The organism is Pseudomonadota bacterium (genome assembly GCA_026388315.1).
In the GTDB taxonomy this organism is placed as follows: Bacteria; Desulfobacterota; Syntrophorhabdia; order Syntrophorhabdales; family Syntrophorhabdaceae; genus MWEV01.
Window position 1 is genome coordinate 48443 of record JAPLKA010000094.1, and the last position, 13233, is coordinate 61675.

The window sequence follows — 13233 nt, forward strand, 5'->3', positions numbered from 1 at the left end:
TTGTTGACTTCGTCCGGGTACCCTCTGGGTGCTATCTTTGAATCCGAATTGGTATCATACGAAAAACTTTCCAGGATTCATGAGGTCTTTGGGGTCAAGAAGGGCTTTGATTCTTTTCATTAATGCAAGGCTTTCCCCGTGTTCTTTTTTGAGGAATGAACATTTGCCGATCCCCACACCGTGCTCGCCTGTGCAGGTGCCTTCAAGATCAAGTGCTTTGAGAACTATTTTACGGTTGGCCTCTTCTACGCGCGCCCACCTTCTTTTATCTTCGGGGTTGTCCATAACCACTATGTGGACATTCCCATCACCTGCATGACCGAATACATACGCAACAAGGTCTTTCACCTCTTCCTTGGCGAAAGCCACAATTTCGCTGTACCGTGAGAGAGGCACTGCCACATCCATGATAAGGGGCAACAAATTTGTATGAGACCTTTTGATCGATTCGAATGTGAGGTGGCGCATATCCCAGAGACGACTTCTCTCTGCAGCCCCTATCCCCTTGTCAAGGAAAGAGCATGCATTTTCCTGGCATATTTCTTCCACATAGGCCATTTCTTCTCTGAGGCCTGTTTCGCTGTATCCGTTAAATTCCATGAGCAGAGTCGGCTGTTCGTGGAGAGAATATCCTCGATCACGGTTTAACACCTCCATTACTTTACCATCGAGCAGTTCCATGGCAGACGGTGAAAGCCCTGAGCTCATGACCTGAAAGACCGTGTTTGTTGCGTTCAGGACTGCGGGGAAGACAGCCCTTACTGCCATAAAATTCACCGGTAATCCCACAAGACGGAGTGTTGCTTCTGTTACAATCCCAAGGGTGCCTTCTGATCCGGTAAAAAGCGAGCAAAGGTTATATCCCGAAGAGCTTTTTCGTGCCCTGTTCCCGGCGTGGATAACATCACCTCCGGGCAATACAACGGTAAGCCTCATGACGTAATCCTTTGTTGCGCCGTATTTTACCGTACGGATACCGCTGGCGTTGTTGCCGATCATGCCCCCGATTGTAGCTGCTGCACCGGGATCAGGGGGAAAAAGGAGTCCATGGTGACCCAATGTTTTGTTTAATTCCTTATATATTACTCCTGCCTGAACGTCTGCCTGAAAATCCTCCTGTCTTATGGCGAGGATCTTGTTCATTTCCTGAAAATCTATTGAAATGCCATTGCGGACAGGGATGGGGTTTCCTTCCAGACTTGTGCCCACACCCCATGGGGTAATCGGTATATCCTTTTCATAGGCCCACTTTACGATGTTGCTTACCTCTTCCGTGGAGTGAGGCCATACAACCACATCCGGAAGCACGGGGGAATGGAAGGACTCATCATGAGAGTGGAGCTCCCTTACTGACTGACCTGCAGAGACCCATTCCTCGCCAACGATTGTTTTAAGTTCCTGAATGTTTTTTATATCAATCATATAACGCCTCCTCAATCTCCTTTAATCTTTAACCCAGCATGTAATTGGTTTACAGTTAACAGTTTCAAATATCCGCAATCCGCAATAATTCATCTTTTCTCTTCATTTACTTCGCTTTATCAGGTAAAGGCCTTTCTTGGCCGAGCCGATATGTTCTATTGTACCTTGTTCTTTGAGCTCGGCAATATCCCGTTTCGCGGTTTTTTCAGATGCTTTCCAATGTACGGCAATATCGACTGCCTTGATTTGCCTGCCCCGCGGAACACGTAAATGCATTTGCTACTCTATTTTACTGAGGTTTGGTCCGACCCCAATTACTTTTCATACGCAACGATTGCAAAAACGTCCCCAAGGAATTTCTAACACCCCCATGAAAATAATATACATTACAAAAATATATCAGGCAATTTTCTTAAGACACATACCACCTCAAATAGGGAATCCCGATAATCAGAAACACTACCAAGAAGATTACTCCAAATATAAATCCCAATGTCCAGAACTCCTTACGACTTATAAACCCACTCCCGTAGTAAATAGGACTTGGCCCTGTGGCATAGGGGGTAAGAATACCCATCAACCCAAGCGTATAACAGAGAAACATAGCGAGTAATTTTATAGGCATACCTGGCACTACCATAGCCGTTGCTAAAAATACAGGGAGTAGCGCTGTAGTATGTGCTGTAATACTTGCGAACATGTAGTGGACTAAGAAAAAAATCGCAACGAACAGAACCACCATCCAGATAATCGGTACCCCCTTCATCATCCCTGCCGTGATTGTTGCGAACCATTTGATGAATCCTACAAGTCTTAAGCCATCAGCCAGAGTGACCAATGTACCAAACCATACCAACACATTCCATGCCTGCTTGTGGTTCAGTAAATTGTTCCAGTTTATGATGCCGGTAAGAATCATGAGAGAGAGAACCATCAAGGCTACCGTAGTGGCGTCAACCCATTTGCCACCAAAAATCCAAAGGACCAGTGCAATGATTGCCAGACTTGCCATGATTAATTCGTTACGTGTTATCTTACCCATCTTAGACAGTTCATCGTGAGCCCATACCTGGACATTTTCGCTGGACTTTACCTCTGGTGGATATATCTTATAAACCAGATAAGGAACTAATATGAAAAGCAGTCCACCCATCGGCAAAAAACCTAAAAACCATTCCCGCCAGGTAATGCTCACCTTAATGGTTTTATTCACCAATTCCAATGCCAGGAGGTTGGGTGCAAGTCCGGTTAAAAACATTGAGCTGGTGACGCAGGTAGTAGCTAAAGCGGTCCACATGATATAAGAGCCAATCTTACGGGATGTCTCTCCAGGTTCTGAACCATAGAGTCCAGGAATGTTTTCGATAACAGGATAGATTGTCCCACCACTTCGTGCGGTATTTGACGGAATGAAAGGCGCCAGAACAAGGTCTGATATGGCAATGGCATAACCAAGCCCCAATGTTTTCTTACCGAGCCATTGTACCAGAAACAGTGCAATACGACGCCCAAGACCTGTTCTCTCGTAGCCCATGGCAAACATGTAAGCTACAAAGATCAGCCAGACTGTGCCATTGGAGAATCCGGAAAGAGCCCACTTGATAGCGTCGCCTGGTTTAGTGCTGATAAGCTGTAAAACAGCAGCTAACGTAACGCCGATGACGCCTATCGCAGCTGCCGGTATTGGTTCCATGATTAAGCCTAAGATAACACCAACAAATAAAGCAAAATAGTACCAGGCATGTGGCTGTAAACCCTGGGGAACAGGTATTAAAACAAGAACAATCCATACAATTACCGGTATCAATGCATTTCTAAGCAATTTCTTGTCCATATAAGTTTACCCCCTTAATATGTTTGGTAATCTATAATGTACTTTAGGCAAAATTATATCATGGTTGTCACAAAATAACGCAAATTTTAAACTAAAAAAGGTATGTGTCATACTTTTTTTGTTTTTTGTTGCCTTTTTTACATTTTCCTTTAAAATTCATTTTATGGAAAATAATGTATTATTGAGTATTTTTAGCGGAATTATCTTTTATATGAGAAGGGGTACATCAAACAATTTTAGGAGGAAATATGCATAGGATAGCCGTTATTCCTGGGGATGGTATCGGGAAAGAAGTAGTACCCGAGGGTATCAGGGTCATTGAAACTGTTGGAAAAAGTTTTGGTATCGAATGTAAATGGGAATTTTTTCCATGGGGCTGTGAATATTACGCATCGCATGGCGAGATGATGCCCTCCGACGGATTAAAAACATTAAAAGGATTCGATGCTATCTATCTTGGTGCTGTGGGGGCCCCTGATGTGCCCGATCATATTTCCCTGTGGGGTTTACTCATCCCAATACGAAGGACATTCTGTCAATACGTAAACCTGAGGCCGGTAAGGCTCCTGAAGGGTATCATAAGCCCGTTGAGGGATAAAAGGCCTGAAGATATAGACTTCTGTGTAGTAAGAGAAAACAATGAGGGGGAATACTCTAATGTAGGTGGAAAGATGTATATCGGAACTGAGCAGGAAATGGTGATACAGGCATCTATCTTTACCCGTAAGGGCGTTGAAAGGATAATACGGTTTGCCTTTGAGCTGGCAAAAAAACGACCAAAAAAACATGTCACATCAGCGACGAAGTCGAACGGAATTGTATTTACTATGCCTTACTGGGATGAAATATTCAGAGAAATATCTCAACAATACCCCGGGATAAAAGCCGACCAGTACCACATAGACGGCCTCACAGCAGCCATTGTATCCCATCCTGAGAGGTTCGATGTTCTTGTGGGAAGTAATCTCTTTGGCGACATTCTTTCGGATCTTGGACCGGCTCTTGCGGGAAGCCTTGGCGTTGCTCCATCAGGGAACCTGAACCCTGAACGGGATTTCCCGTCCATGTTTGAGCCTGTCCATGGTTCTGCTCCCGATATAGCAGGTAAGGGCATTGCCAACCCTATCGGTCAGATATGGTCAGGCGCCATGATGCTTGACCATCTTGGTTATAGTGATGCAGCAAAGATGATTGAAAAGGCAATCGAGATGGTGCTGGCCAACAAAAATATTAAAACCCCTGACCTCGGGGGGATGGCAACCACAGAGAAGTTGGGGAGAACTATTGCAGAAGTGGCTAAAGAATTATGTGAATGAAGAAGATTTGGAAAACGCTTGTGAACGTATAAATTTACTACATCAAGAGCACATGGAAGCTTTATCTGTAAAAATTAGAATTTGACCTGATAGGCAGTGTACGATTAGGTTGTGATACTGGACTTCACCTGCAAGCTCCCGTGCCGACTTGTGCTCCAGCGAATCAAGGGAAGCGTCAATTCTTATCATAATACATTACCCCTGAAGATTCATCCAATCGTTCTTCACAAATTTCAGTATCGTTTTTGCCCTGGGAGAATAGAGATGAATCCCTTCCCAGTTTGGCTGTCCGATTATTTTTTGCATGAGAAGCCCGTCTTCATCAAACCATCGAGGGAGTGCACCACCAAAAAAGTACCCTTTGTTTTGGAGAATGTCAACAACCTTGCCGATCCATGGCCATGAGGATTTGAGCCATACCTGAATGACAAGGGCATTCCGGCCAAGGGCAGTCTCTTCTTCCTTGCTAAAAGATTCCTTAAAATCAATACCGGCCTCATGAACAGCGATACGGGCTACACATGCAAAATCGAAGATCTGAGCGGTTGTCTTTGTTTGCTGTCCCGTGGGCAGCTCGCCGGTTGAGATAATAAGCGTTCGTGTGTCATCAAAGCCCTCGTAAATATACCGGAGATAATCGCCATACCTGTCAGGTACAAACACAGTGTGGGGTTTCGGTATAAACGTCCGGAACATGTTAATGGCCGATACCCTTCCTGTCGCGCTCTGTTCCTTTTTATATGCTTCCTCAGGCATAAGGTCTATCTCAATGGTAGCTTCAATATATTTAAATAGTGCTGCTGCCCTTTGTGTATCCATATGGTTACAAACATTCTCGCAAAAGGCTGCTTCGACATCGGTGAGTGTCGGTGCAATTTTGGCTACGTGACGGGCCAGCAGGCCAAAAACGGCTGTTTTCCGGTATTCCGGCAGGACCAGTGTCTGGCCGAATTCATAGAGCGCTTTATTCGGTGTGGAACGATAAAAGGCTGTATAGGCGATGATCTGGCCGGATACGGTACGGGCGACAATGGGGAGATTATCCCGACTCTCAAAGGCAGTGATAAGTTGTTCCGGGTTATAGACGATTTTCTGTGGATAGGAGTTGCCGTACACTTCAGTAAAAAGTTGTGCCACCCCTGCGGCATCACGGGGCTCAAAGAGGTTGACTTCATATGTAATACCCTGCATATATCACTCCTCTTGAGGTTATTTGAAGGCTTTTCGGCTCAGCAAGATACCGATTGAACCCTGGTATTTCATTCACGTGTTACCGGATGGATAACACAAGAAAAGCAAACTATCAACATGAAAGTGCCGAACACGCCGATTTTATGGTTAAAAATCTGATAATATCTACCAAAAAAATCAATATCTACTTGGGTATTGATTACCCCTTGCTAACATGCTATGTCGAGGCATGAGATCAGGTTGAAGAAGGAATCGAATGGTTGTAGGTGTCACCTTCCCCCATCCCATTCACAACATACCCTTTATTGGGAAGCTTTGCCTGGATAAAAGAGAGTATCTCTTTGGCCTGATCCATGGAAGGATGAGCATAGAGCATAGAGCGAAGAGGGGAAGGGAAAAAGGTGAAAGGACATCATGAAACACAGTCTGGATGCCGGATGCTCGATACTGGTTTGAACCAGAATCAAGATGCCAGAATCAAAAATATCCTGTATCCAACATCCCCATTTTATCCTGTCGACCGTAAAAATCAAAGGAATATTGACCCCGCAGGCGGTATGTTGAACTTTCGCGATTCTCATCCTATTCCCACTGCTTTATAAACACATGATATTCCTCTGAAAGAAAAAATACAAATATAAAGTTGACGTTCCCGCCGTTCCCATCCTCGCAGAGTTTTTAATTGTGTTGTTTTTCCAATTGTGAGAAAATCTGAAAATGAAAATATTTTATGCTTTGGCAGGAGGAATATCTTGATGGATGATTGTACGATAGACCTTAATTCGTGTTTTGCCGTTCTCGAAAAGGCTCCATACGGGGTAATACTTACAGATAGTGATGGAAAACTTATCTATGCAAACCCGGAATTCACGCATATTACCGGTTATACGCTTTTAGATGTTCCCACATCGAAAGACTGGCTTAATAAGGCCTACCCGGACGCCGAATACAGGAAGAAGGTAATTGATTTTTGGAGGCAAGATGTTACTCAAAAAGGCATTGACAGGATATTCCGGATAGTCTGCAAGGATGGGAGCGTCAAAGAGATCGAATTCAGGCCGTTCCTATTAGACGATGGAAGGGCGGTAACGATATTGTCTGATGTAACGCAGCAGAAACGGTCCGAAGAAGACCTTAAAGAGAGCGAGCGGAAATTCAGAATACTTTTTGAAGATTCACGGGATGCCATTTTTATGACCACCAGCGAAGGGAAATTCATTAATGCAAACAAGGCGTTTCTTGATCTTTTTGGATATACAAGGGATGGATTGGCAGAGATAACTGCCGGTCACACCTATTTTAACCCATCCGAGCGCGCAAGATTTCGGGCTGAGATAGAGGCAAAAGGCGCTGTGAGGGATTATGAAGTTATGTTGAGAAAAAAGGATGGAACTGTGATGCACTGCCTTCTTACAGCCACAACGAGGAGGGCAAATGACGGTACTATCCTCTGCTATCAGGGGATTATCCGTGACATATCAGCGCAGAGGCAGATGGAAGAGGCAATTAAAGAATCAGAAACAATGTATAGGAGTATTTTTGAAACAACCGGTTCAGCCACAATTATTATTGAGGAAAACACCATCATAACAATGGCAAATAGAGAATTCGAAACCCTGTCAGGCTATGGGAGGGATGAGATAGAGGGAAAAAAGAGCTTCGCCGAATTCCTCGATAAGGAGGATGTACAGAAACTTAGTGAATACCGCCAGATGAGAAAGATAACCCCCGATACTGCACCGCGAAATTACGATTTCCGTTTCACAGACAGATTTATGAATACAAAAAATGTATTATTGATTATTGCCATGATATCCGGGACAAAAAAGAGTATTGGCTCTCTCCTCGATATTACCGAGCAGAAGCAGTTTCAGAAGAGTCTGGCAAAGTCTTTTAAGACGATGCGGGACATTATAGAGAGCGCCCCTATTGGTATTTTTATCGTCAACAAAAAGGGTGATGTTGATTTTGTCAATCCCGAGATGCTCCAGATTTCAGGTTCAACCCGTGAACAGTTCCTGAGCCTGAATGTGTTCAAACTCCTCGGATACCAGAGGATAGGGCTTGTGGACAAAATGAAGCGCGGCCTGGACGGAGAATTCTTCCGGATGGATTCAGTGGAGTACACTTCTCACTTCGGGAAGAGAACCACTATCAGGAATTTTATCGGTATTCCCTTTGAGGAAACAGGAGAGAAAAAATTACTTATGTTCGTTGAAGACATTACAAAGCAGAAGTTTAACGAGCTACAGTTGGCCCACCTTGCTACTCATGATATGCTGACAGGTCTGCCAAACAGAACGCTATATTTTGACCGTCTTAAAGTTGCCCTTGCGAGTGCACAACGCTTCCGCCAGCAAATCGCTGTAATGCTCTTTGATCTTGATAAGTTCAAAGATGTGAATGATGTTCTTGGGCACAAGGTGGGAGATGCATTGCTTACAATAGTCGGAGAACGTGTTACCGGCGTCCTCCGGCAGTCTGACTCTCTTGCCCGTATGGGAGGCGATGAGTTTCTTGTGCTGTTGACGAATATGGCACAGGTTAGTGATGCCGATACAATCGCGAAAAAAATACTGGATGTTTTTCACAAACCATTTGATATCGAAAACAATACACTCTACATTACAACGAGTATCGGTGTTGCTATTTATCCTGAAGACGGCCATGACGGGGATACCCTTATAAAATGTGCAGATATTGCCATGTATGAAGCAAAGCAGAGTGGCAGAAACGCATATAGACATTATAAATAGGTCTTTTACGTCAAAAAAACTTCTCAATTTTTTAACAACATGCAAAAACAAGCATGATGCGCATGTTCGTATTGCTAATGCTTCTTTTTATCTGCTTATCTGCCCAGAAACATCCTGATAAGGCCAAGGACGGCCAGGTGTCCCGGATAGAAGATGTAGAAAAGATATTTTGCGTTGGGGCCGCGCTTGCCGTTATATAGGGCTAAAAGAGGAACAGAAAGTACTGCACATGGTTGAACAAGACCGGATACCGCGTGTTCTGCAATATAGGAAAAACTGATAATAAAATTCGGATCAGCAGAATATTTCATGGCAATTGTGTGCATTCCTGCAAGGATATTGACAACAAAGACCCATAATGCCATACGTTTATAGTCATTAAAAAACTTGTGGATTACAAAAATCATAAGTACACCGGTAAAGCCGTAAGATGCCTCGACAAGCTCAGATCCTGCCATCGCGAAAAGCAGTGGAATATAACTTTTTGATTTTTCATAGGCATAAATGGCATAGAGGCCTGCAGCGAGTGTAAAGAAAACATTGAAATGTACGGTCGGGTATTTGAAGCCGAACATATAAAAAGGCTGAGAAATAAGGGCGAAAAGGAAGAGCCTTCCCAGGTAGGATGTGGGGTCTTTTGTATGACGGTAGCCTTCAGCAATAAAATAGGCAAACATCGGGAAAACAAGCCTGCCGATAAGGCGCATTATCGGATTAGTGGGAAAAAAGATTATTGCCACATGATCAACGACCATGAGCGCACATGCAAGAATTTTCAAGGTAAAAGAGCTCATATTAGTTCTCCCTGTTTTTTTTCTTTATTGTCTTTCAGTTTTAGCTGTTTTGCAAGTAAAAATGAGAAAGTGATAAAGAATAAAATTTTATTGCGGGCATCATGCAAGAGCTTGCTTATAAATTTTAATTAACAATTCCGCTTCATCAGCGGGCCCGGGCCACTGTTTTGCCCTTATGAATCCTGCTTCCCCCAAAGATTTTCTTAGACTGGCATCATCGATGAGCTTTAAGGCCTGATAGACGAAGTCCGTCTGGCTGTAAAGGTCAAAGAGACAACAGCTTGGCCGTTCGCCATTGTCCCTGAGGATTGCCCGGCGGTTGCTTTGGATGTCAGATGCAAGGATTGGTTTGCCCGATGCCATTGTTTCAAGGAGGACATTGGAAAAACCTTCCGAGGATGAGGTATTGAGCACTACATCGGCGCCATTGTATGCAGAGCGCATGGCCTCTGGCGGTATAGCCGGAATCCAGCGGGCAAAGTTGCTGCATTGTTCTAACATATAAAGGAACTGCATGGCGTATTCAGTGTCGAGAACAGGGCCGGCAAACATGACTTTTGTTGACGACCGGACTTTGTGGACTTCGTTGATGGCTATTAAACACTCAAGGTTTCTTTTTACAGGACGAATACCTGCTGGTAGAAAGAAAAGAATATGGTGTGATTCGCACCCCGCTGCCCCTCTCAGATCGAATGAATCGTTGCCAAGCCATGTGAATGACGGGGGTACATAGTGAACACGGTTATAAAAACCATCTGACAGATCCTTAAGTTTAAGGTCTAAATCCTGGCTCTGGATAATGATTGCCCGTGCCGTTTTGCACACTTCGAGAATTGTTGCTCTTCGCTCATTCAATGTCAGGTCGTGGTTTATATCTGTCCCTGCACAGGAGATCACAAAGGGAATGTCATCAGAAGCCGAACCATTATGATGATTAATAAGCAATTTGCCTGACTTGAAGGCATGGTGACCATGGATAATGTCAGGCTGGAAGCGCTGAATTTCCTTGCGAAGATTTTGTGGATCAAGACCCTGCGCTGCTATCACTTTTACCGTAAGCCCTTGCTTTTCGTGAGAGCGACGCCACCGCTCAGCGGTAATGGCGTTACCGGTTAAAGAGGGGAGTGCGGTGGGGGTAAGGATCAGGAGACGCATATCGGAAAGGCAGGGTTCAAGGGGTCGAGGGGCCAAGGGGTCGGAAAGGCAGGGGCCGAGGGTTCGAGGGGCCAAGGGTTCAAGGGTTTAAGGAAAGACACAGATGCCATATCAAATATCCGGAAAAGGCGTAAGAGTTACATCTGATTTTTTCAGCAATAAAGGGAATCCGGGATGGACCAGCGTTTCAAGTTCCCGTTCCCTGTCCTGAGTAGAGAATGTCGAAAAGGGTCCGGATAAGCGCCCTGTGTCAGCATGTCCAGGATGGGTCATGAATTCAGTGAGACCATCAGGCAATGTCAGAAGAAGCTCTTCCATTATACCGAGCGAAAACCTCCCTTTTAAATATAAGCCTCTAAAGTGGTTTGTAGTCCGGATACCTGTCGTTTCAATCCGTGTGCGGGCTTCTGTAGCGTATTTACTGAATAAACCGGCTTCTGCAGCAATTTCTTCGGAGATATCAAGATTACTATATGATGGTTTTGTTTCTTCAGGTATGCGTATCCAGGGGATTTTGTATTTTATGGCCGCACTGATCGCTGCCTTAATTACTGCCGGAAAAGCATGGATATGATGGTGGCTGTCAAGGTGATGGATCAACATCCCCGCATTAAGCAGCTTTTTGACCTGGGCATCCAGCTCGATTGTGATTTCTCTTTCCAGTGCATTATTATTGTTTATGAAGAGTTTCATTGCAGGGAGTTTTCCCGGGAAACATCCATCAGGCCCTGCCAGAATTTGCAAACCTGATGACAGTGGTTTTCCTTCTGATAGGTTTATATGTACTCCCAAGGATATTTCCTCGTTGTCGAGCGATTTTATGCGCCGGATGGCATCGTTAAACGCCGGTCCGTTCGGGAGGATGCTTATACTTGTCACAACACCCTTATTAATGGCCTCAAATATGCCTGCATTTCTTGCCTCATCGGCGCCGCAGTCATCAGCGTTTATAATGAGTTTTTTCATCGAGGCCTCGCAGCGCGGATAAAAAGGCTACGAAAAACATATCTGCCATTGGAGGCTTCGATAAATTCGGATTGTCCGGAGGCACGGAGTTTCAGAAAATATTCCATGAGCCCGCCATTCATAACATTGTATTCTTCGGCGGTAAAGGGTCTCTCTGTCTCGTGTACTATTGTGACTTCCCGGAACAGCTCTTTGAGCCGACTCAAAAGGGCAGAGGGGTTAGCGAGCGAGATAGCAAGAAGCCACAGTCTGCCGCTCTCAGGCTCAAGAAAATCTCCGGCGCCATCGATTGCTTTGAAAAGATGAAGTGTACCATCGGATCCTCCATAGCGTGGGCCGAATGGTCCAGGGGCAGGGGTTTGCGGAGGGGTGGCAATAATTACATCAAACCGGTTGTTTTCTTCTGCTGCATGAGGTTTTTCTTTTAATGCCTCATACCAGGAGCCGGCATAAACATTAATCAGCCCGCCTACTCCGTTTTTCTGTGCGTTTATCGTTGTGGTTTCGAGTGATAGCGGATCAATGTCTACGGCAACAACATTTCTCGCACCAAGCTTTGCCGCTGCAATGGAAAGCAGCCCTGAACCGCTGCCAAGATCGAGGACCCTTTCTCCAGGCTGAATGTCGAGGAGTTTTGCCAGTTCGATACTCGACGAAAACGGCGGATGAACGCTATCGGGGACCTCAAGTTTAATAGCGCCCGTGGGAAGCTCAATGGAAATTTCTTTTGCACTGAGTTTTTTGCTGTACCTTCTGATCGCTGAAGAGAGCATCTTTTCTATCAGTTCAGGATAGCTGATCCCGGCCCATCGGGCTGAGATGGCAAAGGCTTCGAGAGGCTCAAGGCTTGGTGTTACATTGGTTTCAAGGAAGAAAAAGGTTCCTGCCGGTGAAAGTCTTATATCAAAGCGGGCATAGTCCCTTAGACCAAGGGTCTTAAAGGCAAGGCGTGCATAACCCTCAAGTTCGTGCAACAGAGAAGGCGATAGCTCTGCACGGGATGCAGCGGGTCTTGTCTTCCCTGAAGGTTCAAGGAGCTTTAATTTCTCGGCAAGGAAGACATCCTCTGATGTCGAATACCATTCAAGGGGAGGGAGCACTATCAAACCATCCGGGCCTTCAATCACAGAAATGGCAAGTTCTCTCCCTGTTATGTAAGACTCAACCATGACAGGCTGCTGCGCTTGTTCGATGAGATTAGCCGCTCTCGTTCGTGCCTCTTCTTCAGTATATGCGAGTCTGATTCCGCGGCTCATATGCTCGAAGGCTGCCTTGATAACAAAGGGTGGCTGTAACCACGGCGGCACGTTCCAGGTGTCTGAAGTGACTGCAAACCCTGGAGGAGTGGGTATACCTGCTTTTCCGAGGCGGGTTTTTGCGGCAATTTTATTATCTGCAAGCCGGCAGGCCCTTGAACCGGAGCCAACAATCCTGGCTCCACGGGTCTCGAGGATTGACCGGACAACGAAGCGCACATACCCCCGTCCAAGAAAGGTATCTGAATGGTCAACAATGAGGTCACACGAACGTGCAAGCTCAAGTGCCTGAAATATAATTTCCTCAGAATTGGCCACCATAACCTCATGGCCGAGAGCATTAAGTCCTCCCTCTATAGCCTCAGCACAGCGGCATGGAGAACCTGCGGTATGGATGATACCAACGGTAGTGTAAACTCTCTTGTGTAAATTCATAAGGAGTGACAAAAAGGATGTACCTCCTATAAAATAGGTGATGACGAATCACAAATCTATTTTAGGAAGGAGGAACATCCAATGGAACTAAAAGTGAGTGTATCAGAG

At 45.1% G+C, this 13233-nt stretch carries 11 protein-coding genes; 3 read left to right on the forward strand and 8 right to left on the reverse strand.

The window, feature by feature from the left end; translation table 11 throughout:
- Window positions 1-54: 54 nt before the first annotated feature.
- The 3 genes from NTX75_13800 to NTX75_13810 all read right to left on the reverse strand — a co-directional run bounded on the left by NTX75_13800 (window position 55) and on the right by NTX75_13810 (window position 3256).
- Complete coding sequence (locus NTX75_13800; GenBank protein MCX5817290.1) at window positions 55-1422, reverse strand: FAD-binding oxidoreductase; 1368 nt, start codon at window positions 1420-1422, stop codon at window positions 55-57.
- Window positions 1423-1524: 102 nt separating this feature from the next.
- Window positions 1525-1698 carry a DeoR family transcriptional regulator gene (locus NTX75_13805; protein MCX5817291.1) on the reverse strand — a complete coding sequence of 58 codons (174 nt, stop codon included), beginning with the start codon at window positions 1696-1698 and terminating at the stop codon, window positions 1525-1527.
- A 136-nt stretch (window positions 1699-1834) separates the two neighbouring features.
- Window positions 1835-3256: an anion permease gene (locus NTX75_13810; protein MCX5817292.1), complete on the reverse strand. Its 1422-nt coding sequence runs from the start codon at window positions 3254-3256 to the stop codon at window positions 1835-1837.
- Window positions 3257-3504: 248 nt separating this feature from the next.
- On the opposite strand from NTX75_13810, the gene NTX75_13815 reads away from it, so the two are divergent.
- Window positions 3505-4572: a tartrate dehydrogenase gene (locus NTX75_13815; protein MCX5817293.1), complete on the forward strand. Its 1068-nt coding sequence runs from the start codon at window positions 3505-3507 to the stop codon at window positions 4570-4572.
- Window positions 4573-4767: 195 nt separating this feature from the next.
- On the opposite strand, the gene NTX75_13820 is transcribed toward NTX75_13815, so the two are convergent.
- Window positions 4768-5763, reverse strand: a complete 996-nt coding sequence (locus NTX75_13820; protein MCX5817294.1) for a hypothetical protein — start codon at window positions 5761-5763, stop codon at window positions 4768-4770.
- Between the two features lie 256 nt (window positions 5764-6019).
- Between NTX75_13820 and NTX75_13825 the strand changes: the two genes are divergently transcribed.
- On the forward strand, window positions 6020-6181 hold the full coding sequence (locus tag NTX75_13825; GenBank protein ID MCX5817295.1) for a hypothetical protein: 162 nt from the start codon (window positions 6020-6022) through the stop codon (window positions 6179-6181).
- A 337-nt stretch (window positions 6182-6518) separates the two neighbouring features.
- A complete protein-coding gene (locus NTX75_13830) occupies window positions 6519-8519 on the forward strand; it encodes a PAS domain S-box protein (protein ID MCX5817296.1) in 2001 nt (666 codons plus the stop codon).
- 95 nt (window positions 8520-8614) lie between these two features.
- Here the strand turns inward: NTX75_13830 and NTX75_13835 are convergent, their stop codons facing one another.
- The 4 genes from NTX75_13835 to NTX75_13850 all read right to left on the reverse strand — a co-directional run bounded on the left by NTX75_13835 (window position 8615) and on the right by NTX75_13850 (window position 13137).
- Complete coding sequence (locus tag NTX75_13835) at window positions 8615-9313, reverse strand: TraX family protein (protein ID MCX5817297.1); 699 nt, start codon at window positions 9311-9313, stop codon at window positions 8615-8617.
- 99 nt (window positions 9314-9412) lie between these two features.
- A complete protein-coding gene (locus tag NTX75_13840; protein ID MCX5817298.1) occupies window positions 9413-10468 on the reverse strand; it encodes a glycosyltransferase in 1056 nt (351 codons plus the stop codon).
- A 111-nt stretch (window positions 10469-10579) separates the two neighbouring features.
- On the reverse strand, window positions 10580-11434 hold the full coding sequence (locus NTX75_13845) for a ChbG/HpnK family deacetylase (GenBank protein MCX5817299.1): 855 nt from the start codon (window positions 11432-11434) through the stop codon (window positions 10580-10582).
- On the reverse strand, window positions 11431-13137 hold the full coding sequence (locus NTX75_13850) for a 50S ribosomal protein L11 methyltransferase (GenBank protein ID MCX5817300.1): 1707 nt from the start codon (window positions 13135-13137) through the stop codon (window positions 11431-11433). The genes NTX75_13845 and NTX75_13850 overlap by 4 nt, the downstream gene beginning before the upstream one ends.
- Window positions 13138-13233 lie beyond the last annotated feature (96 nt).

Bases quoted from the DNA above. Each gene is read 5' to 3' on its own strand.
- NTX75_13825 (MCX5817295.1), top strand. From the start codon at position 6,020: ATGGTTGTAGGTGTCACCTTCCCCCATCCCATTCACAACATACCCTTT.
- NTX75_13800 (MCX5817290.1), bottom strand. From the start codon at position 1,422: ATGATTGATATAAAAAACATTCAGGAACTTAAAACAATCGTTGGCGAG.
- NTX75_13810 (MCX5817292.1), bottom strand. From the start codon at position 3,256: ATGGACAAGAAATTGCTTAGAAATGCATTGATACCGGTAATTGTATGG.
- NTX75_13840 (MCX5817298.1), bottom strand. From the start codon at position 10,468: ATGCGTCTCCTGATCCTTACCCCCACCGCACTCCCCTCTTTAACCGGT.
- NTX75_13820 (MCX5817294.1), bottom strand. From the start codon at position 5,763: ATGCAGGGTATTACATATGAAGTCAACCTCTTTGAGCCCCGTGATGCC.
- NTX75_13815 (MCX5817293.1), top strand. From the start codon at position 3,505: ATGCATAGGATAGCCGTTATTCCTGGGGATGGTATCGGGAAAGAAGTA.
- NTX75_13830 (MCX5817296.1), top strand. From the start codon at position 6,519: ATGGATGATTGTACGATAGACCTTAATTCGTGTTTTGCCGTTCTCGAA.
- NTX75_13805 (MCX5817291.1), bottom strand. From the start codon at position 1,698: ATGCATTTACGTGTTCCGCGGGGCAGGCAAATCAAGGCAGTCGATATT.
- NTX75_13835 (MCX5817297.1), bottom strand. From the start codon at position 9,313: ATGAGCTCTTTTACCTTGAAAATTCTTGCATGTGCGCTCATGGTCGTT.
- NTX75_13845 (MCX5817299.1), bottom strand. From the start codon at position 11,434: ATGAAAAAACTCATTATAAACGCTGATGACTGCGGCGCCGATGAGGCA.